The sequence below is a fragment of the Kitasatospora sp. NPDC088346 genome, assembly GCF_044740765.1.
Lineage (GTDB): Bacteria > Actinomycetota > Actinomycetes > Streptomycetales > Streptomycetaceae > Kitasatospora.
In genome coordinates this window covers 199072-225140 of sequence record NZ_JBIURH010000011.1, presented here as the reverse complement: position 1 = coordinate 225140, position 26069 = coordinate 199072, and the positions used below count along the sequence as shown (strand labels likewise).

Below are 26069 nucleotides of genomic sequence, written 5' to 3'. Positions count from 1 at the left end.
CCGCCGGGGTCACCGGCGGGCGGGCTCACCGGCGGGCGGGGTCGCCGGCGCGCGGTGGTCGCCGGCGGGCCGGGCCGGGGTCTACCGTCCCAGCAGCTCACCGGAGTCGATCCGGACCCCACGGGCCCAGTCTGCCGCGCGCATCGGCTTCTTGCCCTGCGGCTGGACCTCGCCCAGCTCGATCTCGTGACTGCCGGTGCCGACCCGGACGCTGTTCTTGGCGACGGCGAGCTCGCCGGGGGCCAGTTCGGAGCTGTCGGTGACCAGCCGGACCGGGCCGGAGAGCTTGAGCCGCTCGCCGCGGAAGGTCGTCCAGGCGCCGGGGGCGGGGGCGCAGCCGCGGACCAGGCGGTCGACCCGCAGGGCGGGGTGGGCCCAGTCGATCCGGGCGTCCTCGACGTTGATCTTCGGTGCCAGGCTGACGCCCTCGGCGGGCTGCGGCACCGGCTTCAGCGAGCCGTCCGCGATGCCGTCCATGGTGGCGGCCAGCAGCCGGGCACCGGAGTGCGAGAGCCGGGTGAGCAGCTCGCCGCTGGTGTCGGCGGGGCGGATCTCCTCGGTGATGACGCCGAAGACCGGGCCGGAGTCCAGCCCCTGCTCGATCAGGAAGGTGGACGCGCCGGTGACCTCGTCGCCGGCCAGCACCGAGTGCTGCACGGGGGCGGCGCCGCGCCAGGCCGGCAGCAGCGAGAAGTGCAGGTTGACCCAGCCGTGCGCGGGGATCTCCAGTGCGCCGGGGCGGATCAGCGCGCCGTAGGCGACCACCGGGCAGCAGTCGGGCGCGAGTTCGGCCAGCCGGGCCAGGAACTCGGGCTCGCTCGGCCTGGCCGGCTTGAGGATCTCGATCCCGGCCTGCTCGGCGCGCTGCGCGACGGGGCTGGCCACCAGCTTGCGGCCGCGGCCGGACGGGGCGTCGGGGCGGGTGACCACCGCGACGACCTCGTGCCGGTCGGAGGCCAGCAGGGCGTCCAGGGCGGGGACGGCGACCTCGGGGGTGCCGGCGAAGACGAGGCGCATGGGTGCCTTTCTCTCGGGGGGTCAGCGGGCGGAGCCGAAGGTGCTGTGCGGGGAGACCCGGACGGTCGGCGCGGGCCCCTCGCCCCACTCGGCCTCGCGTATCGCCCGGAGCGCGGCCTTGCGCTGCTCGCGGTCGAGGCGGTCGATGAAGATGATGCCGTCCAGGTGGTCGGTCTCGTGCTGGATGCAGCGGGCGAGCAGCTGGGTGCCCTCGACGGTGACCGGTTCGCCGTGCATGTCGAAGCCCTTGGCGACGACGCCGTAGGCGCGCTTGGTGTCGAAGCGCAGGCCGGGCAGCGAGAGGCAGCCCTCGGGGCCGTCCTGCTCCTCGTCGGTGAGGCTGAGGTCCGGGTTGATCAGGTGTCCGACCACGCCGTCCACACAGTACGTGAACACCCTGAGCGAGATGCCCAGTTGGGGGGCGGCCAGGCCGGCGCCGGGGGCGTCCAGCATGGTGTCGGTGAGGTCCTTGACCAGGCGGCGGAGCTCCTTGTCGAAGACGGTCACCGGCTTGGCGGTGGCCCGGAGCACCGGGTCGCCGAAGATCCGGATCGGCTGGATCGCCATGGCGTCGTTGCTCCTGTTCGTCCCGGGTCGGGGGGTGGGGTCCACGGAGGACCACCGGGAAGTCTATGCAATGCCCGCCCCACGGTCGGCCCACGATCTGGCATAACCCTTCTCCGACGGGCGCGTGACCCCGGCCCCCGGTCGGGCGTTGGTCAAGTGGAATTGACCGGGGCGCCCTGCGTCCCTCCCTCCTCGCCCGCCATCGGGCGGGGAGGGGCCCACCAGGCGACCGTGAGAGAGGTGGCATCCAGGCCATGGCCGAGCAGATCAACCACGACGCCCGGGCGCGGGCGAGCCTGCACCTGCTGGTGCGGGACATCGAGCGGGTGCGGCGGCAGGTCGATGCGCTGCGGACGCTGACCGCCCAACTGGGCAACGTCTACCGGCCCCGGCGGCCCAGCACCTCCGCCGGGTTCGTCGTGTACGGCCGGGCGCCCGCGCCCACCGTGCGGCTGGCGCAGGAACTGCGGGAGAGCGTCGAGACCCTGGTCGGGGCGGCGGTCGAGTTCGACCGGGCGCTGGGCTTCTCCTGGGACTCGGTGGGCTCGGCGCTGGGGGTGACCAAGCAGGCGGTGCACCGGCGTTACGGCATGCGCCGGCCGGCCGGCGACCTGCTGGCCGCGGCCGCGTCCGTCCCGGCCCCCGGGGCGCCGCGGGACGACCGGGTGCCCGAGCCCGTCCCGGCCGCCGCGCCGCGCGAGGAGTCCCTGCTGCCCGCGTCCGCGCTGTCCCGCTCCGTCCCGCAGGCCCGTCAGGGCGGCCTCACCCCGCAGGGAGCCCGCGTCATCCACTGAGCCCGACCGACCGCATCCTCGCGCCCCGCCCCTGCGACCGGGCCACCCCCAGGGGCGCGAGGACCCCGGCCGACGGACACCCGCCCCGCGCCCAAGCCCCGCGCCCACGCCCCACGCCCCCGCCGCGCGCCGGGTGGGTGCCACGCCTCAGCCGATGTCCGGCGGGTCGATCCGGATCCGCACCGGCTCGGACCCCCGCAGCGCGAGCCGGGCGATCTGAGCCGCCTTCAGCGCCGCCGCGAGCGCCGCGCCCTGCCCGGGCTCGACCCTCAGCAGCGCCCGCTCCACCTCCTCGCCCCGCGCGCCGGGAGCCGGCACCGGCCCGAGGACGTCGGCCCCCTCCGGCAGCCTGACCAGGCCCAGCAGGTCGGCCACGGCCTGCGGCGGCCCGGTGACCGAGGCCATCCGGGAGACCGGCGGGAAGCGCAGCTGGGCGCGTTCCTCCAGCTCCAGTGCGGCGTGCCCGGCCGGGTCCCAGCGGACCAGCGCCTGTACCGGCCGGGCCGTCGCCTCGGCGACCACCACGACCGTGCCGCCCGCCGCCGCGGGCCGCACCAGCGCTGCGGCGGTCAGCCACCGCCGCAGGGCCTCCTCGCCGGCCCGCAGGTCCGGCCGGTTGAGCAGGGCCCAGCCGTCGAGCAGCAGGGCAGCGGCGTAGCCGCCCTCGGCGAGCGGTTCGGCGCCGGGGGTGGCGATCACCAGGGCGGGTGTGCCGGGTACGGCGGCCAGGACGGCGTCCTTCCCTGAGGTGCGCACCGGCACCCGGGGGAAGGCCTTGCCGAGCTCCTCCGCCGTCCGCCTGGCACCGACCACCTGGGCGCGCAGTCGGAACGAGCCGCACTCGGGGCAGTGCCAGTCCGGTTCGGGCGTCCCGCACCAGGTGCAGGACGGGGGCCGGTCGGCGCCGGTGGTCTCCAGCGGACCGCCGCAGGGCCGGCAGCGGGCGGGCTCCCGGCAGCGTCCGCAGGCCAGCCGGGGCTGGTAGCCGCGCCGGGGCACCTGGATCAGCACCGGGCCACGTTCCAGCGCCTCCCGGGCCGCCGTCCAGGCGACGGAGGGCAGCCGGGCGGCGCGGGCCGCCTCGTCCCTGGCCTCGTCCAGGTCGGTGACGGTCCGCACCCGCGGCGCCAGCGCCCGGACGGTCTCCCGGTCGGCGGCCAGCGGCCGGGCCCAGCCCGTCCGGACCAGCTGGGCCGCCTCGACGGTGGTGGACAGCCCGCCGAGCAGCACGCCGGCGCCCTCCTCGGCGGCCCGCAGCAGGGCCACCTCCCGGACGTGCCAGTACGGGGCGTGCAGGTCGCTGTGGCTGCTGTCGCCGTCGGACCAGACGACGACCAGGCCGAGGTCGCGGACGGGGGCGAACATCGCCGCCCGGGTGCCGATGACGGCGCGGACGGAGCCGCGGCTGACCGCGAGCCAGCGCCGGTAGCGCTCCTGCGGGCCGGCGTCGGCGGCCAGCGCGGCGTGCCTCCCGGGGCCGAGCAGCGCGGTGAGCGCCTGGTCGACCCGGCCGGCCGCCCGGCCGTCGGGCAGCACCACCAGGGCGCCGCGGCCGCCGGACAGGGTGGCGGCGACGGCCCGGGCGATCTCCGCCGGCCAGTCGGGGCCGGGCAGCGCCGTCCACACCGCGCGCGGCGCGCGGCCGGCGGCCAGCGCGCCGAGGAAGGCCGGGCCCTGCGGGTAGCGGGCCCAGCTGCCGGGGTCGGGGAGCGCGGGCGGGGGCAGCGGCGGCGGCGAGGGCTCGGCCTCGGCGCCGGCGTGCCGCGGCGGGACGGCGAGCTGCAGGACGTCGGCCAGGGTGCCGGCGTAGCGGTCGGCGACCGCCCGGCACAGCCGCAGCAGCGCGGGGGTGAGCACCCGCTCGGGCGACAGCACCCGGGAGAGCGGGGCGAGCGGCCCGGGGTAGTCGGAGGCGGCCAGCCGCTCCACGACGAACCCGTCGTGCAGCTGCCCGCCCTCGCGCCGGCCGGAGGCGCCGACCCGGGCGCCGAACCGGACCCGGACCCGGACGCCCGGCTGGGCCTCCTCGTCCATGGCGGCCGGCACCGCGTAGTCGAAGTACTGGTCGAGGCTGAGCACGCCCTTGTCCACCAGGACCCGGGCCACCGGCAGCGGGTCGGCCAGCTCCAGGCCGCGGGCCGCCTTGGGCCGGGCGCGGCGGACCGTCTCCCGGATGAAGGCCAGCTGCTCGCCGGCGCCCTCTGCGCTGCCCATCGCTCCCGTGCTCCGCACTCCCCGCCCAGGTCAGCCACCCGGGCCCGACCCTCAACGTAGCCGATCCCGCCGACAACCCCCGGAAACGCAGCGGACGGCGGCCGCCCGGTCGGGCGGCCGCCGTCCTGCGGAGGCGGGGTCAGGCCTGGACGGCCTTCTTCAGCTCCTCGACGCGGTCGGTGCGCTCCCAGGTGAAGTCCGCGTCCTCACGGCCGAAGTGGCCGTACGCGGCGGTCTTCGCGTAGATCGGGCGCAGCAGGTCCAGGTCGCGGATGATCGCGGCGGGGCGCAGGTCGAAGACCTTCACCACGGCTTCCTGGATCTTGAGGACCGGGACGGTCTCGGTGCCGAAGGTCTCGACGAACAGACCGACCGGCTCGGCCTTGCCGATCGCGTACGCGACCTGGACCTCGGCGCGGGTGGCGAGGCCCGCCGCGACGATGTGCTTGGCGACCCAGCGCATGGCGTAGGCCGCCGAGCGGTCGACCTTGGACGGGTCCTTGCCGGAGAAGGCGCCGCCGCCGTGGCGGGCCATGCCGCCGTAGGTGTCGATGATGATCTTGCGGCCGGTGAGGCCGGCGTCGCCCATCGGGCCGCCGATCTCGAAGCGGCCGGTCGGGTTGACCAGCAGCCGGTAGCCGTCGGTGACGAGCTTGATGCCGTCGTCGGCGAGGCGCTTGAGCTCGGGCTCCACGACGAACTCGCGGATGTCCGGGGTGAGCAGCGACTCCAGGTCGATGTCGCTCGCGTGCTGCGAGGAGACCACCACGGTGTCGAGGCGGAGGGCCTTGTCGCCGTCGTACTCGATGGTGACCTGGGTCTTGCCGTCGGGGCGCAGGTACGGGATCGTCCCGTTCTTGCGGACCTCGGACAGCCGGCGCGAGAGCCGGTGCGCCAGGGTGATCGGCAGCGGCATCAGCTCGGGCGTGTCGTCGCACGCGTAGCCGAACATCAGGCCCTGGTCGCCGGCGCCCTGCTTGTCCAGGTGATCGTCGTCGCCCTCGACCCGGGCCTCGTACGCCGTGTCCACACCCTGCGCGATGTCGGGCGACTGCGAGCCGATCGAGACCGAGACGCCGCAGGAGGCGCCGTCGAAGCCCTTCTTGGAGCTGTCGTAGCCGATCTCCAGGATCTTCTCCCGGACGAGCTGCGCGATCGGCGCGTACGCCTTCGTGGTGACCTCACCGGCGATGTGCACCAGGCCGGTGGTGATCAGCGTCTCCACGGCCACGCGCGAGGTGGGGTCCTCCTTGAGGAGGGCGTCGAGGATGGTGTCGCTGATCTGGTCAGCGATCTTGTCGGGGTGTCCCTCGGTGACCGACTCCGAGGTGAACAGGCGGCGAGACACAGCGCTCCCTGGGGTTGCAGCGGCTGCTGACTGAAGGGCCACGGCTCGGCGGGCCGGCCGTGGCCATCCGGAAAGACTTGATTCCTGGAGTGTAACGGTCAGGCACCTGAGAAGGGCTACCCGCCCGCGCAATGGGATGCCCGTGCAACCGGGATCACAGCCCGGCCGACCTGCCCAACCGGGCCACGACCTCGTCCCAGACGGTGTCCGCCAGGGCCTCCTTCGGACCGTCCGGGATCGGCACCTCGGTGCCGTCGGAGCCCAGTAGCACGGCGGTGTTGGTGTCCTGGCCGAAGGCCTTCCCGTCGCCGACCTCGTTCACCACGAGGAGGTCGCAGCCCTTGCGGGCGAGCTTGGCCCGGCCGTTCTCCAGCACCCGGTCGGTCTCGGCGGCGAAACCGACGACCAGTTGGCCCGAACGGGCGCGGTGGGCGGACAGCTCGGCCAGGATGTCGGGGTTTCGGACCAGCGCGACCGGCGCCGGGTCGACCCCGTCCACCTTCTTGATCTTCCCGGTGACGTACTCGGCCGGCCGGAAGTCGGCCACCGCCGCGGCCATCACCACCACGTCGGCGTCCACGACCGCCTTGAGCGCGGCCTCCCGCAGCTGCAGGGCGGTGGAGACGCGGACGACGTCCACCCCGGCCGGGTCGGGCAGCTCGGCGTTGGCGGACAGCAGGGTCACCCGGGCGCCGCGGGCCGCCGCGGTGGCCGCCAGCGCGTACCCCTGCTTGCCGGAGGAGCGGTTGCCCAGGAAGCGCACCGGGTCGAGCGGCTCACGGGTGCCGCCGGCCGAGACCACCACGTGCCGGCCGGCCAGGTCCCGCTCCAGGCCGCCGCGGGCGAGCACCCGGCGGCAGGCCTCGAAGATCGCGGACGGCTCCGGCAGCCGGCCCTTGCCGGTGTCCACGCCGGTGAGCCGGCCGACGGCGGGCTCCAGCACGATCGCGCCCCGGCGGCGCAGCGTGGCGACGTTCTCCCGGGTCGCCGGGTGCTCCCACATCTCGGTGTGCATGGCGGGGGCGAAGACCACCGGACAGCGCGCGGTGAGCAGGGTGTTGGTGAGCAGGTCGTCGGCGAGGCCGTGGGCGGCCTTGGCCATCAGGTCCGCGGTGGCGGGGGCGACCACCACCAGGTCGGCCTGCTGGCCGATCCGCACGTGCGGGACCTCGTGCACGTCCTCCCAGGTCGCGGTGGCGGCCGGCCGGCCGGAGAGGGCCGCCCAGGTCGCCTCGCCGACGAAGTGCAGCGCCGCGGCGGTCGGCACCACGGTGACCCGGTGCCCGGACTCGGTGAGCCGCCGCAGCAGCTCGCAGGCCTTGTACGCGGCGATCCCGCCGCTGACGCCGAGGACCACGCGCGGTGCGTGGGGCTGCTCCGGGCTCGCGTTCATGGGTGCTGCATCTCCTCCGGGTCGGGTCGACGTTCACCTTACGACCCTTCAGACGCCGGGCGCGACGTGGCTCGGAGCACACGGAAGGGCCCGCCCCACCAGGTCTTTCGACCGGGCGGGACGGGCCCTCACCGAAGGGGTGCCGGAGCTCAGGCGGCCTCGATCGCCTCGGCGGTCAGCAGGCCGGCGTTGATCTCGCGGAGCGCGATCGACAGCGGCTTCTCGTGCACGTGGGTGTCGACCAGCGGGCCGACGTACTCCAGCAGGCCCTCGCCGAGCTGGGAGTAGTAGGCGTTGATCTGACGCGCACGCTTGGCCGCGTAGATCACCAGGCTGTACTTGGAGTCGGTGGCCTCAAGCAGCTCATCGATCGGCGGGTTGATGATGCCCTCAGGCGCGGTCATCGAGGAGGACACGCTAAAACCTTCCGAAGTGGATATTTCCGACACGGCCGGCTCACGAGCCGATCCGGTCAGACTACACCGAGCAAGGCTAGCAGCTCGGAGGCGACCTGCTCGACGGAGGTGTTGACCAGCGTCGTGTCGAACTCCGGCTCCGCGGCGAGCTCGACCTTGGCGGCCTCCAGCCGCTGGTCGATCACGTGCTGCGGCTCGGTGCCCCGGCCGGTGAGCCGGCGGACCAGCTCGTCCCAGCTCGGCGGGGCCAGGAAGACCAGCTGCGCCTCAGGCATCGACTCGCGCACCTGGCGCGCGCCCTGCAGGTCGATCTCCAGCAGGACCGGCTCGCCGCGCTCCAGCTTCTGCAGCACGGCCTGGCGGGGCGTGCCGTAGCGGTTGCCCGCGAACACGGCCCACTCCAGCAGCTCGCCGTTGGCGACCAGCTTGTCGAACTCGTCGTTGTCGACGAAGTGGTACTGGACCCCGTCCTTCTCGCCGGGCCTCGGATGGCGGGTCGTCGCCGATACCGAGAGCCAGACGTCGGGGTGCTGCTGCCTCATATGAGCGACGACCGTGCTCTTGCCGACCCCCGAAGGGCCGGAGAGCACGGTCAGCCGCGGACGCTCACTCATGCACCGATTATCCCGGATCCCGGACGATCCCGGGACCACGGGGTACGAAGCAGAGCCGGATCAGGACGCCGCGCCGCCGAACTCCCGCTCCAGGGAGGCGATCTGGTTGGTCCCGAGGCCGCGGACGCGACGGCTCTCGCTGATGCCGAGACGCTCCATGATCTGCTTGGCACGAACCTTGCCGACGCCCGGCAGGCTCTCCAGCAGGGCGGAGACCTTCATCTTGCCGATGACCTCGTCGTCGGCCTTGCCGGCCTTGATGACGTCGTGCAGCGAGGCGCCGGAGTGCTTGAGCCGGTTCTTGACGTCGGCACGCTTCCGACGAGCCTCGGCGGCCTTGGCGAGCGCAGCGGCGCGCTGTTCAGGAGTAAGGGGCGGAAGAGCCACGCCGTTCACCTCAGGTGTGAATGGAAGGGAGGAGCTATGACTGGTGGTGCCCGGCCACCGAGCGCAGACCTGAGCACAGGGCTCTGACCTGCAAAGGCGACGCATTGTGCCGCCGTTCGGTGACCTACCGCCGGACACTACCCAACTTGGGCTTCCGCGTCAGGAAAAGAACACGAAAAGTCCTGGTCAGCCAGGGCCGACCCAGGACTTTCCGGGCAAATCCACCGGCTTCCGGCCGGGATTCTCAGGTGTTTGTGACTGCCCTCACATCCTCGACGAAGCGCGCGGCGGCCTCCCGCAGCGCCTCGACGGACGGTCCGTGCTTGAGCACGTCACGGCTGACGCTGGGCACGACGTTGTCCACGGAGGCCCCGAACACCCGCGGCAGGTCCTTCGCGGTGGCGCCCTGCGCGCCCACCCCGGGCGCCAGCAGCGGGCCGTTGACGGCGAGGTCCACCCCGGCCTCGGCGAGGGTGGCGCCGACCACCGCGCCGAACGAGCCGAGCGGCTCGGCGCCGGCGTTCTCGGCCGCCAGCCGGTTCAGTACGCCCTGGGCGACGCTGGTGCCGTCGGCGGCGACCGCCCGCTGCACCTCGAAGCCCTCCGGGTTGGAGGTGAGGGCCAGCACGAACAGGCCCGCCCCGTTGGCGCGGGCCAGGTCGACCGCGGGCTGCAGCGAACCGAAGCCCAGGTACGGGCTGACGGTCAGCGCGTCCGAGAACAGCGGGCTGGCCGGGGAGAGGAAGGTCTCGGCGTAGGCGGCCATGGTGGAGCCGATGTCGCCGCGCTTGGCGTCCATCACGACCAGGGCGCCGGCCTCGCGGGCCTCGGCGACCGTCCGCTCCAGCACCGCGATGCCGCGGCTGCCGAAGCGCTCGAAGAAGGCCGCCTGGGGCTTGAGCACGGCGACCCGGTCGGCCAGGGCCTCGACCACCGTGCGGGAGAAGGTCTCCAGGCCGGCCACGTCGTCGGTCAGGCCCCAGGCGCCGAGCAGGGCGGCGTGCGGGTCGATCCCGACGCAGAGCCGGCCGCGGGTGTCGAGGGCGTGGCGCAGGCGGGCACCGAAGGGGGCGAGGGTCATGGGGTCCTTTCGGGAGGGGGTGCGGTGCGGTGGGTCCCGGGGCGGTGGGCCAGGCCCACCACCTCGGCGAAGGTGGCGAAGCCCCGGGCCGCCAGCTCGCCGCGCAGCTCGTCCAGGATGCGCAGCGGGGCGGTCGGGTCGTTGAACAGGGTGGTGCCGACGGCGACGTGCGAGGCACCGGCGAGGGCGAACTCCAGGGCGTCCCGGCCGGTGCGCAGGCCGCCCATGCCGGTGATCGGCACCGCCGGGATCCGGCCGGCCAGCATCGCGGCGTGCACCTGGTAGACGCAGCGCAGCGCGATCGGGCGGACGGCGGGGCCGGAGAGCCCGCCGGTGACGCCGGCCAGGGCCGGGCGCAGGGTTTCCAGGTCGATGCCCAGGCCGAGGGCGGTGTTGATCATCGAGAGGCCGTCGGCGCCGGCCTGGACGCAGGCGGAGGCGACCTCGGTGACCGAGGTGGCGTCGGGCGAGAGCTTGGCGAGGACGGGCAGGGCCGCGTCGACCGTCCTGCGCACGGCCCGGACGACGTCGTAGGAGACGGCCGGGTTGGCGGCGAAGACCAGGCCCCGGTCGGCGGCGTTCGGGCAGGAGATGTTGAGCTCGACGCCGACCACCCCGGGCTGCCCGTTCAGGCGGGCGGCCACCTCGGTGTACTCCTCCAGCCGCTCCCCCGCGATCGAGACCACCACCCGGGCGCCGCGCTCGGCCAGCCAGGGCAGCTCGTCCCGGACGAAGGCCTCGACGCCGGAGCCCTGGAGGCCGATCGCGTTGAGCATCCCGGACGGGGTCTCGGCCATCCGCGGCGTGGCCGATCCGGCCCGTGCGGCGCGCATGACGGTCCTGGTGGTGACCGATCCGAGCCCGTCCAGCGGGACGAACCTGGCCAGCTCCCGGCCGTACCCGGCGCAGCCGGATGCGGTGGTGAGCGGGTTCGGCAGGGTGAGCGCACCGAACGGCACGCGGAGGTCGACCTCCTCGGGGGTCATCGGGCACCCGCCTCCGCCCCCGGCGCGCCTTCCAGATCGGGCGGTACGGTGCCGATCCCGGCCCAGTCCACCCTGGCGCCGTCGAAGACCGGGCCGTCGGTGCAAGCGCGGGTGAAGCGCTTCACGCCGTCCGTGCCGACCACCGGCAGCACGCAGGTCATGCAGATCCCGGTGCCGCAGGCCATCGCCTCCTCGACCGCCGTCCAGCAGCGGGCGCCGAGGTCGAGCGAGATCCGGCTGACGGTGGCGAGCATCGGCATCGGGCCGCAGGCGTACACCACGTCGGCGTCGATCGCGCCGATCGCCTGGGCCAGCGGGTCGGTGGCCCGGCCGGTGAGGCCGGCCGAGCCGTCCTCGGTGACCACCAGGACGTCCGGGGTGAGTGCCCGGGCCCGTTCCACGCCGAACAGCCGTCCGGCGTCGGCGGCGGCCAGGATGAAGCCGACCTGGCCTCCGCCGCGGCGGATCGCCTCGGCGAGCGCGAACAGCGGCGCGGCGCCGTAGCCGCCGGCCACCAGCAGCGCGCTGACCGGGCCCTCGGGCAGCGGGAACGGCGTCCCCAGCGGGGCGATCAGGCTGAGCCGCTCCCCGGCCGCGGCCCGGGCCAGCTCGCTGCTGCCCGCGCCGCGTTCGGCGACCAGCAGCTCGACGGTGCCGGCGGCCGGGTCCGTCCGGTGGACGGCGAACGCCCGGCGCAGCAGCATCGAGGAGTGCGGGCCGCCGACCGCGAGGGTCGCGAAGTGGCCCGGTCTCACCCGGGGTGCCGCCTCGGGGGCGTGCAGCAGGAGCCTGCGGTACGCCCCCTCGGGGGTGTTGGCGAGGACCTCGGCGTCGGTCTGGACGGGGTGGGCCATCGTGCTTCACCTTTCGGCCGGCCGGTACGACGATCTGAACTCTCGCAAACCGGCACGGACACTGTCACTTCACCCGGGGGCTACTGCGCCTTCGCCGTGCCCACGGCCTCCGCGACGGTGCGGAAGCCGCCGGCCCGCAGCCGGGCCGCCAGGCCCTTGTGCATCCGGCGCATCCAGAACGGGCCCTCGTAGACGAAGGCGCTGTAACCCTGGACCAGGTCGGCGCCGTGCAGGATCCGCTGCCAGGCGTCCTCGGCGGTCTCGATGCCGCCGACCGAGACCAGCGTCAGCCTGCCCTCGGTGCGGGCCCGCAGCCGCTGCAGGACCTCCAGCGAGCGGTCCTTGAGCGGGGCGCCCGACAGTCCGCCGGCGCCGATCTCCTCGATCCGCGCGGAGCTCTCGCGCAGGCCCTCACGGCCGATCGTGGTGTTGGTGGCGATGATCCCGTCCAGGCCGAGCTGGAGGGCCATGTCGGCGATCTCGTCGATGTCCTCGTCGGCCAGGTCGGGGGCGATCTTGACGAGCAGCGGGACGTGGTGCGCGACGGCGGCGTCGGCGGCCTTGCGGACATCCCAGAGCAGCGGGCCGAGCACCTGGACGGCCTGGAGGTTGCGCAGCCCCGGGGTGTTCGGCGAGCTGACGTTGACCACCAGGTAGTCGGCGTAGGGGGCGAGCCGCTCGGTGCTCTTCAGGTAGTCGGCGGTGGCGTCGGCCTCCTCGACCGCCTTGGTCTTGCCGATGTTGACGCCGATCACCGGGGTGGAGGTGGTGTGCGGGCGCTGGGCGAGCCGGGCCGCGACCCGGGCGGAGCCCTGGTTGTTGAAGCCCATCCGGTTGATCAGGGCGCGGTCCTCGACCAGCCGGAACAGCCGGGGCGCCGGGTTGCCGGGCTGCGGTTCGCCGGTGACGGTGCCGATCTCGACGAAGTCGAAGCCGAGCATGGACAGGCCGTCGATGCCGATGCCGTCCTTGTCGAAGCCCGCACCGAGGCCGAACGGACCGGGCAGGTCGAGGCCGAGCGCGGTGGTGCGCAGCGAGCGCTCCCGCGGGGCGAGCACCAGCCGGACCAGCTGTCGCAGGCCCGGGACGGAGGCGGCCAGCCGGATCCAGAAGAAGGCCAGGTGGTGGGCCTTCTCCGGGTCCATCTTCCGGAAGACGAGGTTGAAGAGGATCTTGTACACGGGCGGGGGTGCGCCTTCCTGGGACGACGGCCGAAGGACATGGGAAGTGGGGGGCACCCGGTCGCGGTGCCCCCCACTAGGGTCGTGCTACTTGCGCCCGGAGTTGATCAGCGCCGCGTGCTCCTGCAGCGACATCACCCCGACCTCGCCGCGGGTGAGCGCGTCGATGCCCTGAACGGCCGCACCCATCGCCTGGACGGTGGTCAGGCAGGGCACGCCGCGCGAGACGGCCGCGGTGCGGATCTCGTAGCCGTCGAGGCGGCCGCCGGTGCCGTACGGCGTGTTGATGATGAGGTCCACCTCGCCGTCGTGGATCAGCTGGACGATGGTCCGCTCGCCGTTCGGGCCCTCGCCCTCGCTGTGCTTGCGCACGATGGTGGAGGGGATGCCGCCGCGCTGGAGCACCTCGGCGGTGCCGGCGGTGGCGAGCACCTCGAAGCCGAGCTCGACCAGCGCGCGGGCCGGGAAGACCAGGTTGCGCTTGTCGCGGTTGGCGACCGAGACGAAGACCTTGCCCTTGGTGGGCAGCGCGCCGTACGCGCCGGCCTGGGCCTTGGCGTAGGAGGTGCCGAAGACCTTGTCGATGCCCATGACCTCGCCGGTCGAGCGCATCTCCGGGCCGAGGACGGTGTCGACGCCGCGCCCGTGGATGTCGCGGAAGCGGCTCCACGGCATCACGGCCTCCTTGACCGAGATCGGGCAGTCGGCGGGCAGGGTGCCGCCGTCGCCCTCGGCCGGCAGCAGCCCCTCGGCGCGCAGCTCGGCGATGGTGGCGCCGAGCGAGATCCGGGCGGCGGCCTTGGCCAGCGGGACGGCCGTCGCCTTGGAGGTGAACGGCACGGTCCGCGAGGCGCGCGGGTTGGCCTCCAGGACGTAGAGGATGTCGCCGGAGAGCGCGAACTGGATGTTGATCAGACCGCGGACGCCGACGCCGCGGGCGATCGCCTCGGTCGAGGTCCGCAGCCGCTTGATGTCGTAGCCGCCGAGGGTGATCGGGGGCAGCGCGCAGGCGGAGTCGCCGGAGTGGATGCCGGCCTCCTCGATGTGCTCCATCACGCCGCCGAGGTAGAGCTCGGTGCCGTCGAAGAGCGCGTCGACGTCGATCTCCACCGCGTCGTCCAGGAACCGGTCGATCAGCACCGGGTGCTCGGAGATCAGGCCGGCGTGCCGCTCCAGGTACGAGGCGAGCGAGGCCTCGTCGTAGACGATCTCCATGCCGCGGCCGCCCAGCACGTACGACGGGCGGGCCAGGACCGGGTAGCCGATCTCGTCCGCGATCGCCTTGGCCTCCTCGAAGGAGAAGGCGGTGCCGTGCTTGGGGGCGGGCAGCCCGGCGTCGCGCAGGACGCGGCCGAAGGCGCCGCGCTCCTCGGCCAGGTCGATCGCCTCGGGCTGGGTGCCGACGATCGGCACGCCGTTGTCCTTGAGCGCCTGGGCGAGGCCCAGCGGGGTCTGGCCGCCGAGCTGGACGATGACGCCCGCGAGCGGCCCGGCCTGCTGCTCGGCGTGGACGATCTCCAGGACGTCTTCCAGGGTGAGCGGCTCGAAGTACAGCCGGTCGGAGGTGTCGTAGTCGGTGGAGACGGTCTCCGGGTTGCAGTTGACCATGACGGTCTCGTACCCGGCCTCGGCCAGCGCGAAGGAGGCGTGCACGCAGGAGTAGTCGAACTCGATGCCCTGGCCGATCCGGTTCGGGCCGGAGCCCAGGATGATCACGGCGGGCTTGGTGCGGGGGGCGACCTCGGTCTCCTCGTCGTAGGACGAGTAGAAGTACGGGGTCTTGGCGGCGAACTCGGCGGCGCAGGTGTCCACGGTCTTGAAGACCGGGCGGATGCCCAGGGCGTGCCGGACCTCGCGGACGACGTCCGGCCGCAGGCCGCGGATCTCGCCGATCTGCTGGTCGGAGAAGCCGTGCCGCTTGGCGTGGCGCAGCAGCTCGGGGTGGAGCTTGTCGGCCTCGGCCAGCTCGGCGGCGATCTCGTCGAGCAGGAAGAGCTGGTCGACAAACCACGGGTCGATCCGGGTGGCCTCGAACACCTCCTCCTGGGTGGCGCCGGCCCGGATGGCCTGCATGACGGTGTTGATCCGGCCGTCGGTGGGCACCTTGGCCTTGGTGAGCAGCTCGGCCTTGTCGCCGGGCTCGCCGGTCCAGGTGAACTGCGAGTCCTTCTTCTCCAGCGAGCGCAGCGCCTTGTTGAGCGCCTCGGGGAAGTTGCGGCCCATGGCCATGGCCTCGCCGACCGACTTCATGGTGGTGGTCAGGGTGGCGTCGGCGCTCGGGAACTTCTCGAACGCGAACCGCGGGACCTTCACCACGATGTAGTCGAGGGTCGGCTCGAAGGAGGCCGGGGTCTGCTCGGTGATGTCGTTGGGGATCTCGTCCAGGGTGTAGCCGACGGCCAGCTTGGCCGCGATCTTGGCGATCGGGAAGCCGGTGGCCTTGGAGGCGAGCGCCGAGGAGCGGGAGACCCGCGGGTTCATCTCGATCACGATGATCCGGCCGTCGTCCGGGTTGATCGCGAACTGGATGTTGCAGCCGCCGGTGTCGACGCCGACCTCGCGGATGATCGCGATGCCGATGTCGCGCAGCGTCTGGTACTCGCGGTCGGTCAGGGTCATCGCCGGGGCGACGGTGATGGAGTCGCCGGTGTGCACGCCCATCGGGTCGAAGTTCTCGATCGAGCAGACGACCACGACGTTGTCGTTCCGGTCGCGCATCAGCTCCAGCTCGTACTCCTTCCAGCCGAGGATGGACTCCTCCAGGAGCACCTCGGTGGTCGGCGAGAGGGCCAGGCCCTGGCCGGCGATGCGGCGCAGGTCCTCCTCGTCGTGGGCGAAGCCGGAGCCGGCGCCGCCCATGGTGAAGGAGGGGCGGACCACGACCGGGTAGCCGCCGAGGGTCTCGACGCCCGCGAGGACGTCGTCCATCGAGTGGCAGATCACCGAGCGGGCGGACTCGCCGTGGCCGATCCGGGCGTTGACGGCCTCGACCACGCCCTTGAACAGCTGGCGGTCCTCGCCCTTGTGGATGGCCTCGACGTTGGCGCCGATGAGCTCGACGCCGTACTTCTCCAGGGTGCCGTTCTCGTGCAGCGAGATCGCGGTGTTGAGCGCGGTCTGCCCGCCGAGGGTCGGCAGCAGGACGTCGGGGCGCTCCTTGGCGATGATCTTCTCGACGAAGTCCGGGGTGATCGGCTCGACGTAGGTCGCGTCGGCGATCTCCGGGTCGGTCATGATGGTGGCCGGGTTGGAGTTCACCAGGACGACCCGCAGGCCCTCGGACCGCAGGACGCGGCACGCCTGGGTGCCGGAGTAGTCGAACTCCGCCGCCTGGCCGATCACGATCGGGCCGGACCCGATGACCAGGACGGACTTGATGTCAGTGCGCTTCGGCACGGGTCAGCTCCCTGTGGTGGTGCGGGCCGGGGCACCGGCCATCAAGTCGACGAACCGATCGAAGAGGTACGCGGCGTCGTGCGGGCCGGCCGCGGCCTCCGGGTGGTACTGCACGCTGAACGCCGGGGTGTCCAGGCACTGGAGGCCCTCGACCACGTTGTCGTTCAGACAGACGTGGGAGACCTCGGCGCGGCCGTACGGGGTGTCGCTGACCTTGTCCAGCGGTGCCTCGACGGCGAAGCCGTGGTTGTGCGCGGTGACCTCGACCTTGCCGGTGGTGCGGTCCTGCACCGGCTGGTTGATGCCGCGGTGGCCGTACTTCAGCTTGTAGGTGCCGAAGCCGAGCGCGCGGCCGAGGATCTGGTTGCCGAAGCAGATGCCGAACAGCGGGGTCCGGCGCTCCAGCACGCCCCGCATGACCGCGACCTGGTGGTCGGCGGTGGCCGGGTCGCCCGGGCCGTTGGAGAAGAACACGCCGTCCGGCTGGACCGCGTAGACGTCCTCGACGGTCGAGTCGGCGGGCAGCACGTGCACCTCGATGCCGCGCTCGGCCATCCGCTGCGGGGTCATCGCCTTGATGCCGAGGTCGATCGCGGCGACGGTGAAGCGCTTGGCGCCGATCGCCGGGACGACGTACGGCTCGGTGGTGGCGACCTCGGCGCAGAGGTCCGCGCCCTTCATCTCGGGCGTCTCGTTGACCCGGGCCAGCAGCGCGGCCTCGTCCGCCAGCGCGGGGCCGGAGAAGATGCCGACCCGCATCGCACCGCGCTCGCGCAGGTGCCGGGTGAGCGCCCGGGTGTCGATGCCGGAGATGCCGACGACGCCCTGGCCCGCGAGCTCCTCGTCCAGCGAGCGCCGCGAGCGCCAGTTGGACGGGACCCGGGAGGGGTCGCGGACGACGTACCCGGCGACCCAGATCCGCTTCGACTCCGGGTCCTCGTCGTTGACGCCGGTGTTGCCGATGTGCGGGGCCGTCATGACGACGACCTGGCGGTGGTAGGAGGGGTCGGTGAGGGTCTCCTGGTAGCCGGACATGCCGGTGTTGAAGACGGCCTCGCCGAAGGTCTCGCCGATCGCGCCGTAGGCCTGGCCGTGGAAGGTCCGGCCGTCCTCCAGGACGAGCACGGCGGGCACTCGCTCCCGCCTCAAGCGCTGAGTGGTGGGGGCAGGTGCGGTCATGATGCGGTGCCTTCCGTCTGCTGCGTGCGGGTGGAGAGTTCGAGGATCGCGGAGACCCAGTCCGCGTGCCGGTCCGGCGAGTCCAGCCGGACGCCGGACTCCAGGCCGGTGGCGCCCAGGCGCCAGCCGATCACCAGGAGGCCGGAGGGGACGACCTTGCCCGCGATGCCGGAGTCGAGGCGGGCACCGGCCAGCTGCTCGACCGGGATCCACAGGTCGGTGGCGCCCGGGCGGCGGACCAGCAGGCCGCGCTCGGTGAGGGTGAGGTCGGCGAGGCTGCGGGTGCCCAGGTCGTGGGCGACCACCCGGTCCAGCCAGTTCCCCGGGGTGGTGGTGCCGTGGAAGCGGCCGGCGGCGGTGAGGGTGGCCGGGCCGGGGTCGGCCGGCACCTCGGGCAGCGGCGGCAGGTCGGACTGGAGCGTCCGGCGCCAGTTCCAGCCCTGCCGCATCAGCCAGTAGACCAGTCCGACCACGATCGCCAGGCCGACCGTCCAGCCGATGTAGCCCGGCCAGTTGGTGACCTGGGCCTGCCCCGCGGCGAGCGGGCCGCTCACGCGAGGTCGCCCTGCTCGGCCAGCTCGCCGGCCAGCACGGTGGCGGTGCCGCGCAGGAAGGTGGCGTGCACCCGCCCGGGCAGGTCGAGGCCGCGGTAGGGGGTGTTCCGGCTGCGCGTCGCGAAGGTTTCGGGGTCCACGGCCCCACGGTACGCGGGATCGAAGAGCACCAGGTTGGCCGGCTCACCGACCGAGACGGGCCGGCCGTGGCCGGTCAGGCGGCCGATCCGGGCCGGGCGGTGGGACATCCGGTCGGCCACGCCCTCCCAGTTCAGCAGGCCGGTGTCGACCATGGTCTGCTGGACGACCGACAGCGCGGTCTCCAGGCCGACCATGCCCATCGCGGCGACCGCCCACTCGCAGTCCTTGTCCTCCGCCGGGTGCGGGGCGTGGTCGGTGGCGACGGCGTCGATGGTGCCGTCGGCCAGGGCGGCGCGCAGCGCCTCCACGTCCGCGGCGGTGCGCAGCGGCGGGTTGACCTTGTAGACCGGGTCGTAGCTGCGGACCAGCTCGTCGGTGAGCAGCAGGTGGTGCGGGGTCACCTCGGCGGTGACGTCCCAGCCCTTGGCCTTGGCCCAGCGGACGATCTCGACCGAGCCGGCCGTGGAGAGGTGGCAGACGTGCAGCCGGGAGCCGACGTGCGCGGCGAGCAGCACGTCGCGGGCGATGATCGCCTCCTCGGCGACGGCGGGCCAGCCGCCGAGGCCGAGCTCGCCGGAGACCTGGCCCTCGTTCATCTGAGCGCCCTCGGTGAGCCGGGGCTCCTGGGCGTGCTGGGCGACGACGCCGTCGAAGGCCTTCACGTACTCCAGCGCGCGGCGCATGATCACCGCGTCGTCGACGCACTTGCCGTCGTCGGAGAAGACGCGGACCCCGGCGGCGGAGTCGTGCATGGCGCCGAGCTCGGCGAGCTTCTTGCCCTCCAGGCCGACGGTGACGGCGCCGACCGGCTGCACGTCGCAGTAGCCGGACTCCTGGCCGAGCCGCCAGACCTGCTCGACCACGCCGGCGGTGTCGGCGACCGGGAAGGTGTTGGCCATCGCGTGCACGGCGGTGTAGCCGCCCTTGGCGGCGGCCTGGGTGCCGGTCAGCACGGTCTCGGCGTCCTCGCGGCCGGGCTCGCGCAGGTGGGTGTGCAGGTCGACCAGGCCGGGCAGGGCGATAAGCCCGTGGCCGTCGATGTCGATGTCGGCCTCGGCGGTCAGGCCGGTGCCGATCTCCCGGAACACGCCGTCGGCGATGAGGATGTCCTGGGGCGCGCCGCCGAGGATCTGGACGTTGCGGATCAGGTAGCTCGTCACTTGGCGGCCTCCGGGTTGTCGGTGCGGGTGGTCTCGGCGGGGGCGTCGGCGAAGACCGCCCCGCCGAGCAGGAGGTAGAGCACGGCCATCCGGGTGGAGACGCCGTTGGCGACCTGCTCGACCGCGGTGCAGCGCGGGGAGTCGGCGACCTCGGCGGTGATCTCCATGCCGCGGACCATCGGGCCGGGGTGCATCACGATGGCGTGCTCGGGCAGCTGGGCCATCCGGATGCCGTCCATGCCGTAGCGCCGCGAGTACTCGCGCTCGGTCGGGAAGAACGCGGCGTTCATCCGCTCGCGCTGGACCCGCAGCATCATCAGCGCGTCGGTCTTGGGCAGCACCGCGTCCAGGTCGTACGAGATCTGGCAGGGCCAGTTCTCGATGCCGATCGGGAGCAGGGTGGGCGGGGCGACGAAGGTGACCTCGGCGCCGAGGGTGGTCAGCAGGTGGACGTTGGAGCGGGCCACCCGGCTGTGCAGGACGTCGCCGACGATGGTGACCCGGCGGCCCGCCAGGTCGTGCCCGGCGCCGGGGTTGAGGTGGCGGCGGATGGTGAAGGCGTCGAGCAGGGCCTGGGTGGGGTGCTCGTGGGTGCCGTCACCGGCGTTGATGACGCTGCCGTGCAGCCAGTCGGACTGGGCGAGCCGGGCCGGCGCGCCGGAGGCGTGGTGCCGGATGACGACGGCGTCGGCGCCCATCGCCTGGAGGGTCAGCGCGGTGTCCTTGAGGCTCTCGCCCTTGGAGACCGAGGAGCCCTTGGCGGAGAAGTTGATGACGTCCGCGGACAGCCGCTTCTCGGCGACCTCGAAGGAGGTCTTGGTGCGGGTGGAGTCCTCGAAGAAGAGGTTGACGACGGTGCGGCCGCGCAGGGTGGGCAGCTTCTTGACGGACCGTCCGGAGAGGTGGGCCAGCTCCTCGGCGGTGTCCAGGATGAGCAGGGCGTCGTCGCGGCTGAGGTCGGCGGTGGAGACGAGGTGGCGCTTCACGGCGGTCACTCCGGGAGGTGCTGGTCGGACGGCTGGGCGGCGAGCGCCTGGGAGGAGCGGGCCGTGTAGTCGCGGTCGCCGACCAGGACGGCGTCCCGGCCGTCGGTGTCGGCGAGCTGGACCTGGACGGCCTCGCGCAGCGAGGTGGGCAGGTTCTTGCCCACGTAGTCGGCCCGGATCGGCAGCTCGCGGTGGCCGCGGTCGACCAGGACGGCCAGCTGGACGGCGCGCGGGCGGCCGATGTCGCTCAGGGCGTCCAGCGCGGCCCGGATGGTGCGGCCGGAGAACAGCACGTCGTCGACCAGGATGACCAGCTTGCCGTCGACGCCCTCGGCGGGGATCTCGGTGTGCTCCAGCGCGCGGGCCGGCTTCAGCCGCAGGTCGTCCCGGTACATGGTGATGTCCAGGGTGCCGAGCGGGATCTCGCGGCCGGCGACCTGGTTCAGCCGGGACTGCAGCCGGCGGGCGAGGTGGACACCGCGGGTGTGGATGCCGAGCAGCACCACGTCGTCGGCGCCCTTGGCGCGCTCGACGATCTCGTGGGCGATCCGGGTGACGATCCGGGTGATGTCCCCGGCGTCGAGCACCTGGTGCGGCGGACGCGGCGCGGATTGGTTGTGTGTGGTCATGCCGAAGCGGACCTCCTTCCCCGCCTCACTGGACGGGCCTTAAAGGATGCCTGGGATTGCGCTCCCGACCGTGGCGGAAGCCTCGCCCATGGTAGCAGTGCGCTCACCGGCGTTCAGGACCGGACGGTTCCGCTTTCCCCGTTCGGCCGTACCTCGGCGGTTCACGGAGCGGCCGGGAGCTATTCGCACGACTGCCCCATTCGGCTTGACGCGACTACCTCACTCTACGTAACCTCACAGTGAGTTACGAGACAGGCTCTGTACCCACCGGTACGGTCGGCCGGATCCGCGGTCATCACCCGCTCGCTCGTGGCTCACCACTGAACGCGAAGCAATCTCGTCCGGGGAGATCTATGTCCAGCGACTACGCGAAGCAACTCGGGGCCAAGCTCCGGGCGATCCGCACTCAGCAGGGTCTCTCCCTGCACGGCGTCGAGGAGAAGTCCCAGGGTCGCTGGAAGGCAGTCGTCGTCGGCTCGTACGAGCGCGGCGACCGCGCGGTGACGGTGCAGCGCCTGGCCGAGCTGGCCGAGTTCTACGGCGTCCCGGTCCAGGAGCTGCTGCCCGGCGGGACTCCGGGCGGTGCGGCCGAGCCGCCGCCGCGCCTGGTCCTCGACCTGGAGAGACTGACCCAGGTGCCGTCCGAGAAGGCCGGCCCGCTCCAGCGCTATGCGGCCACCATCCAGAGCCAGCGCGGCGACTACAACGGGAAGGTGCTCTCGATCCGCCAGGACGACCTGCGCACCCTCGCCGTGATCTACGACCAGTCGCCGTCGATCCTCACCGAGCAGCTGATCAGCTGGGGCGTCCTCAACCCCGACGCCCGTCGCGCCGTCCGCGAGGAGGACGCGGGCTGAGCCCCGGCGACCAGCAGAAACGTCACGGCGGGGCGTGCGGCACCAGCCGCACACCCCGCCGTCGCGCTGTCCGGGCCCGGCGGCGCCGTCAGCACACCGAGCCGAGGCTGAACCCCGGCCGCGCCTCCACCCCGTCCAGCTCGACGGCGGCCGGCTCGTAGCCGAACCCGGTGCTCTGCCAGGCCCAGGCGACCTGCCGGTACTCGCCGCAGGAGCCCGCGGAGCCCTGCGAACCGTGCAGCAGCGCCGCCCCCGGCAGCTCCCGGACGATACCCGCGCACAGCACGGCGCAGACCAGGTCCAGGTCCTCGTCGTTGATCCGCACCACGCCGTCCTCCCAGCGCAGGATCCGGGCGTCCGCCTGCAGCCGCCCGCCGGGCGCGTCCACCACGCAGTGGAACTGGTACGTGCCGGCGCCCGCCCCCACCAGCATCCGCCGGAAGATCTCCGAGCCCTGCTCGTACGCCTGCCGGACCTGCGGCGGCAGCTGCTCCTGCGCGGCGCACAGGGCGCCGTCCAGCAGCAGGTCCGCGTGGCGCAGCGTCAGGCCGCCCTCGCGGGCGCGCACCAGGCGCGGGAGGAAGTCGCCTACCAGGTCCTCGCCCTGGTAGGGCAGCAGCTGGGTCTGCAGCGGCGGGTTGACGAGGTAGCGGTCCCGGGCGGTCTGCTCGGCCGGGTCGAGCCCGTGCAGCAGGCAGAAGTCGGCGAAGTCCCCGGGGTGGAACATCCGGGCCTGGACGGTGCCGAAGACCCGCCGCGCCTCGGTCAACAGGGCCTCGGTGTCCACCAGGTACCCCGCATGGTCGGTGGCCTCGGTCAGGCCCCAGGGCCGGGCCAGCTCGAAGTCCTCCGCGCTGGCCAGGATGCCGGTCACGAAGGCCTCCTCGGGCCTGCGGCCGCCCGCCCCGGCGGAGGTGCAACGGGAGGACCGGGGGGTGCGGCTGTTACGGGGCATCGGGGCTCCTGCGGCGGGGGTCGACGGGCGCGGCCGGGTACGCCGCTGCCCCTCTTCCTCCCCATCCCCACGCGCCGCACACGTACGGGGTGTCACAGCCCTGTAACCGAGTGCGACGAACAGCCGTGCTACTGCCGCGGGGCGCGGGCCAGCTGGCGGGACTGCGCGACCAGGCGGCCGGTGGAGTCCCAGACCTCGGCGTCCTCCTCGAAGTAGCCGCCGGCCAGGTTGCGGGTGGCGTGGCTGACCCGCAGCCAGCCCGGCGCCGGCTTCGCCCGCAGGTGGACGGTGAGCTCGACGGTGGGCGCCCAGCCCGGGATGCCGAGGTCGAAGGTGACCGGCGGCAGCGCGTCGGCCACCAGGAGCAGCAGCAGCGGATCCGGCTCGCGCCCGTCGGCGAGCTTGAACCAGCCCTGGATCCGGCCCTCCTGCGAGGGCCGGCCGAGCGCCCAGCCGATCGTCGCCGGGTCGAGCCGCAGGTCGAACCGGGACAGCAGCGCGGCCTGCTCGATCAGCTCCTTCGGCGCGTGCTCGACGCCGACGCACTCCTCCGGCGGCGGCATCACCGGCGGCCGCGCGCTGGTGCGCACCTCGCCGGTGTGCGCGGCCAGGTCGCCGTAGGTGGCCAGCACCCGCAGCCGCTCCTCGCCGTCCTGGGCGAGCGAGGCGGTGCCGGTGGACAGCGAGCGGCCCCGGCGGACCAGCTCGGTGGTCACGGCCGCCGGGCCGGGGCGGGCGGCGGACAGGTAGTGGCCGCTGATCGACACCGGGTCGGGGTGCTCCCCGTGCCGCAGCGACAGCGCGTGGCCCGCGACCGCGAGCAGCATCCCGCCGTTGATCCCGCCGCCGATCTGCCAGCCGGCGTCCAGCCCGGCCGTGTACCGGCCCGGCCGGTCGGCCTCCGGGGTCAGGGCGATGCCCCGGTCGAACTCGCTGCGTACGGCGGTGGTCATGGTGCTGTCCTTCGCTGCGACGGCCCTGCCCGACTCCTCATTACCGATGAGTAGCCTACGCCGCGGCCCCGCACCCGGGCCAGCAACGCGTGAAGGCCGCCGGACCGGGGTCCGGCGGCCTTCACGCGCGAGACGTCAGTCCCGGCGGATGGTCGGCTTGAGCTCCATGAAGCGGGCCAGCAGGCCGTTCACGAAGGCGGGCGACTCGTCCGTGGAGTACTCCTTGGCGATCTCGACGGCCTCGTCGACCACGACCGCGTCCGGGACGCCGTCCTCCCAGATCAGCTCGTAGGCGCCGAGCCGCAGGACGTTGCGGTCCGCGACCGGCATCCGGTCGATCGTCCAGCCGACGGCGTAGGTCGCGATCAGCTCGTCGATGCGGCGGGCGTACTGCGTGTAGCCCTCGACCAGCTGCATGGTGTACTCGGCGACCTGCGGGATGCCCTCGTCCGGCTTGGGCTCGCGCGCGCGGGCCACCCAGTCGGCGAGCACCTGCTCCGGGGAGACACCTCGGTGATCCGCCTCGAACAGGATCTGGAAGGCCCTGGTACGGGCCTTGCTGCGTGCAGCCGCCACGGTTACTTGTTCACCCGGCCGAGGTAGCTGCCGTCGCGGGTGTCGACCTTGATCTTCTCACCGGTGACGATGAACAGCGGGACCTGGATCTCGGCACCGGTCTCCAGGGTGGCCGGCTTGGAGCCACCGGTGGAGCGGTCGCCCTGGACGCCCGGCTCGGTGTGGTCGATCAGCAGCTCGACGGAGGCCGGCAGCTCGATGTACAGCGGGGCGCCCTCGTAGACGGCGACCAGGGCCTCGAAGCCCTCCAGCAGGTACTTGGACGCGTCGCCGACGACCTCGGGGCCGATGAACAGCTGGTCGTAGGTGTCCGTGTCCATGAACACGAACTGCTCGCCGTCCTTGTAGGAGAACTGCATGCCGCGCTTGTCGACGTTGGCGGTCTCGACCTTGGTGCCCGCGTTGAAGGTCTTGTCGACGACCTTGCCGGTCAGGACCTCCTTCAGCTTGGTGCGCACGAAGGCCGGGCCCTTGCCGGGCTTGACGTGCTGGAACTCGACGACGGACCAGAGCTTGCCGCCGTCAAGCTTGAGGACCATGCCGTTCTTGAGATCGTTCGTGGAAGCCACGGGCGCACTAACTCCTGGATATAGCTGTCAAGGAACCAAGAAGGATGCGCAACCTGACGCCGGGCCGGGGCCGCGGACTACAGGGCGAGGAGCTCCTTGGTCGTTATGGTGAGCAGCTCGGGCCCGCCCTCCTCAGGGGGGCGCACCACGAGCGTGTCCTCGATCCGGACCCCGCCCTTGCCCGGGAGGTGGACCCCCGGACCGACGGTGACCGGCACGCGATTGTCCAGTTTACCCATGTCGGCGGGGCCCAGGCGCGGCGCCTCCCGGATCTCCAGCCCGATTCCGTGTCCGACCGGATGCACGGAGCGCTCGGCGTGACCGGCCGCCTGGAGGATCGAACGGGCCGCGTCGTCCGGCACGTGCTGCGGGACGCCCGGGCCGAGCGCCTCGCGACCGGCCCGCTGGGCGTGGAAGACCAGCCGGTGCAGTTCCACCTGCCAGGGCGCCGGGGCCGCGCCGATCACGAAGGTCCGCGCGGTGCAGACCCCGTAGCCGCGGTACTGCGCGCCGAGCACCACGGTGAGGAAGTCGCCCTCCTCGACCCGGCGGTCGGTCGGCTGGTGCTGCTCCAGGCCGGAGTGGGCGCCGGTGCCGACCGAGACCGGGAAGGCCGCCCGGTCGGCGCCGTGGTCGATCATCCGGCGTTCCAGCTCCATCGCCAGGTGCCGCTCGGTCCGGCCGACCAGGATCGACTCCAGCAGCTCGCCGAGCGCCTGGTCGGCGATCTCGGCCGCGATGCGCAGGTCGGCGATCTCGTGCTCGTCCTTCACCACGCGCAGCCGCTCCACCGCCCGGTCGACGTCCAGTAGCCGGACCCCGGCCGCCGCCCCGGCCACCGCGCGGTGGCGGCTGACCGTGAGGTCGTGCTCCTCCACCGCCAGGTCGGCGATCCGGAGCCGGACGGCGGCCTCGGCCAGCGCCGGGGCCGTGTCGGCCAGCGGCGGGACGGGCAGCCGGGCGACGTCCTCGGGCATCAGGTGCTCGCCGGTGTCGTCCGGGGGGAGGTCCTCCGGGACGGCCAGCAGCACCCGCTCGCGGGTGAGCAGCACGCTCGCCCCGCACGGCGGGCAACCGGTCAGGTAGCGGACGTTGGCGGCCCTGGTGACCAGTACCGCGTCGGCCCCGGAGGCACTGCAGTACTCCCGGAGACGTTCTCGTCGGGCCGCGTGCGCATCGGACATGGGTCGAGCGTACGAACCAGGGCGGCCGGGCGCCCGTCGAGCCGCTCGGACGGGGCTCGCACGGGGCCCGGGCCGGGC

At 73.3% G+C, this 26069-nt stretch carries 25 protein-coding genes; 2 read left to right on the top strand and 23 right to left on the bottom strand.

The features are described from left to right. Positions 1–81: 81 nt before the first annotated feature. Together fmt and def are read right to left on the bottom strand one after the other, a co-directional pair. Entirely contained in the window at positions 82–1017 is a 936-nt protein-coding gene (fmt, locus tag ACIOFR_RS17855) for a methionyl-tRNA formyltransferase (RefSeq protein WP_400997951.1), read from the bottom strand. A gap of 21 nt (positions 1018–1038) precedes the next feature. After that, positions 1039–1584: a peptide deformylase gene (gene def, locus ACIOFR_RS17850; RefSeq protein WP_400997948.1), complete on the bottom strand. Its 546-nt coding sequence runs from the start codon at positions 1582–1584 to the stop codon at positions 1039–1041. Between the two features lie 254 nt (positions 1585–1838). Between def and ACIOFR_RS17845 the strand changes: the two genes are divergently transcribed. Further along, entirely contained in the window at positions 1839–2378 is a 540-nt protein-coding gene (locus ACIOFR_RS17845) for a hypothetical protein (protein ID WP_400997946.1), read from the top strand. 147 nt (positions 2379–2525) lie between these two features. On the opposite strand, the gene ACIOFR_RS17840 is transcribed toward ACIOFR_RS17845, so the two are convergent. From ACIOFR_RS17840 to pyrR, 16 genes are all read right to left on the bottom strand, one after another. Continuing rightward, complete coding sequence (locus tag ACIOFR_RS17840; protein ID WP_400997943.1) at positions 2526–4592, bottom strand: primosomal protein N'; 2067 nt, start codon at positions 4590–4592, stop codon at positions 2526–2528. A gap of 139 nt (positions 4593–4731) precedes the next feature. Continuing rightward, a complete protein-coding gene (metK, locus tag ACIOFR_RS17835; RefSeq protein ID WP_400997940.1) occupies positions 4732–5940 on the bottom strand; it encodes a methionine adenosyltransferase in 1209 nt (402 codons plus the stop codon). A 154-nt stretch (positions 5941–6094) separates the two neighbouring features. Next, entirely contained in the window at positions 6095–7333 is a 1239-nt protein-coding gene (gene coaBC, locus ACIOFR_RS17830; RefSeq protein ID WP_400997937.1) for a bifunctional phosphopantothenoylcysteine decarboxylase/phosphopantothenate--cysteine ligase CoaBC, read from the bottom strand. Positions 7334–7482: 149 nt separating this feature from the next. Beyond that, positions 7483–7749 carry a DNA-directed RNA polymerase subunit omega gene (gene rpoZ, locus ACIOFR_RS17825; protein WP_033819200.1) on the bottom strand — a complete coding sequence of 89 codons (267 nt, stop codon included), beginning with the start codon at positions 7747–7749 and terminating at the stop codon, positions 7483–7485. 56 nt (positions 7750–7805) lie between these two features. Continuing rightward, positions 7806–8363 carry a guanylate kinase gene (gene gmk / locus ACIOFR_RS17820; RefSeq protein WP_400997934.1) on the bottom strand — a complete coding sequence of 186 codons (558 nt, stop codon included), beginning with the start codon at positions 8361–8363 and terminating at the stop codon, positions 7806–7808. A 60-nt stretch (positions 8364–8423) separates the two neighbouring features. Beyond that, positions 8424–8750, bottom strand: coding sequence for an integration host factor, actinobacterial type (gene mihF, locus ACIOFR_RS17815; protein ID WP_033819202.1), 327 nt, complete (start codon positions 8748–8750; stop codon positions 8424–8426). A 244-nt stretch (positions 8751–8994) separates the two neighbouring features. Beyond that, positions 8995–9831, bottom strand: coding sequence for an orotidine-5'-phosphate decarboxylase (pyrF, locus tag ACIOFR_RS17810; protein WP_400997931.1), 837 nt, complete (start codon positions 9829–9831; stop codon positions 8995–8997). Beyond that, the gene (locus ACIOFR_RS17805; protein ID WP_400997929.1) at positions 9828–10817 is read right to left on the bottom strand and encodes a dihydroorotate dehydrogenase; all 990 of its coding nucleotides are present in this window, start codon (positions 10815–10817) and stop codon (positions 9828–9830) included. The genes pyrF and ACIOFR_RS17805 overlap by 4 nt, the downstream gene beginning before the upstream one ends. After that, entirely contained in the window at positions 10814–11671 is an 858-nt protein-coding gene (locus tag ACIOFR_RS17800) for a dihydroorotate dehydrogenase electron transfer subunit (RefSeq protein WP_400997928.1), read from the bottom strand. Before ACIOFR_RS17800 ends, ACIOFR_RS17805 begins: the two co-directional genes overlap by 4 nt. 80 nt (positions 11672–11751) lie before the next feature. Then, the gene (locus tag ACIOFR_RS17795) at positions 11752–12852 is read right to left on the bottom strand and encodes a quinone-dependent dihydroorotate dehydrogenase (protein WP_400997927.1); all 1101 of its coding nucleotides are present in this window, start codon (positions 12850–12852) and stop codon (positions 11752–11754) included. 87 nt (positions 12853–12939) lie between these two features. After that, positions 12940–16248: a carbamoyl-phosphate synthase large subunit gene (gene carB / locus ACIOFR_RS17790; protein WP_400997926.1), complete on the bottom strand. Its 3309-nt coding sequence runs from the start codon at positions 16246–16248 to the stop codon at positions 12940–12942. A 3-nt stretch (positions 16249–16251) separates the two neighbouring features. Further along, entirely contained in the window at positions 16252–17427 is a 1176-nt protein-coding gene (carA, locus tag ACIOFR_RS17785) for a glutamine-hydrolyzing carbamoyl-phosphate synthase small subunit (RefSeq protein ID WP_400997925.1), read from the bottom strand. Then, entirely contained in the window at positions 17424–17981 is a 558-nt protein-coding gene (locus ACIOFR_RS17780) for a hypothetical protein (RefSeq protein WP_400997923.1), read from the bottom strand. The genes carA and ACIOFR_RS17780 overlap by 4 nt, the downstream gene beginning before the upstream one ends. After that, the gene (locus ACIOFR_RS17775) at positions 17978–19282 is read right to left on the bottom strand and encodes a dihydroorotase (protein WP_400997922.1); all 1305 of its coding nucleotides are present in this window, start codon (positions 19280–19282) and stop codon (positions 17978–17980) included. Before ACIOFR_RS17775 ends, ACIOFR_RS17780 begins: the two co-directional genes overlap by 4 nt. Further along, positions 19279–20268, bottom strand: a complete 990-nt coding sequence (locus ACIOFR_RS17770; protein ID WP_400997921.1) for an aspartate carbamoyltransferase catalytic subunit — start codon at positions 20266–20268, stop codon at positions 19279–19281. The genes ACIOFR_RS17775 and ACIOFR_RS17770 overlap by 4 nt, the downstream gene beginning before the upstream one ends. 5 nt (positions 20269–20273) lie before the next feature. Next, entirely contained in the window at positions 20274–20897 is a 624-nt protein-coding gene (gene pyrR, locus ACIOFR_RS17765; RefSeq protein WP_400997919.1) for a bifunctional pyr operon transcriptional regulator/uracil phosphoribosyltransferase PyrR, read from the bottom strand. A 353-nt stretch (positions 20898–21250) separates the two neighbouring features. Here pyrR and ACIOFR_RS17760 point away from each other — a divergent pair, with 353 nt between their 5' ends. Continuing rightward, positions 21251–21754 carry a transcriptional regulator gene (locus ACIOFR_RS17760; protein WP_014134541.1) on the top strand — a complete coding sequence of 168 codons (504 nt, stop codon included), beginning with the start codon at positions 21251–21253 and terminating at the stop codon, positions 21752–21754. Between the two features lie 88 nt (positions 21755–21842). Here the strand turns inward: ACIOFR_RS17760 and ACIOFR_RS17755 are convergent, their stop codons facing one another. The 5 genes from ACIOFR_RS17755 to ACIOFR_RS17735 all read right to left on the bottom strand — a co-directional run bounded on the left by ACIOFR_RS17755 (position 21843) and on the right by ACIOFR_RS17735 (position 25991). Continuing rightward, on the bottom strand, positions 21843–22709 hold the full coding sequence (locus ACIOFR_RS17755) for a hypothetical protein (protein WP_400997918.1): 867 nt from the start codon (positions 22707–22709) through the stop codon (positions 21843–21845). Between the two features lie 128 nt (positions 22710–22837). Then, complete coding sequence (locus ACIOFR_RS17750) at positions 22838–23662, bottom strand: thioesterase family protein (protein WP_400997915.1); 825 nt, start codon at positions 23660–23662, stop codon at positions 22838–22840. Between the two features lie 135 nt (positions 23663–23797). After that, complete coding sequence (nusB, locus tag ACIOFR_RS17745; RefSeq protein ID WP_400997913.1) at positions 23798–24238, bottom strand: transcription antitermination factor NusB; 441 nt, start codon at positions 24236–24238, stop codon at positions 23798–23800. A 2-nt stretch (positions 24239–24240) separates the two neighbouring features. Beyond that, positions 24241–24807, bottom strand: coding sequence for an elongation factor P (efp, locus tag ACIOFR_RS17740; protein WP_400997910.1), 567 nt, complete (start codon positions 24805–24807; stop codon positions 24241–24243). 77 nt (positions 24808–24884) lie between these two features. Then, a complete protein-coding gene (locus ACIOFR_RS17735) occupies positions 24885–25991 on the bottom strand; it encodes an aminopeptidase P family protein (protein ID WP_400997908.1) in 1107 nt (368 codons plus the stop codon). Positions 25992–26069: the final 78 nt, after the last annotated feature.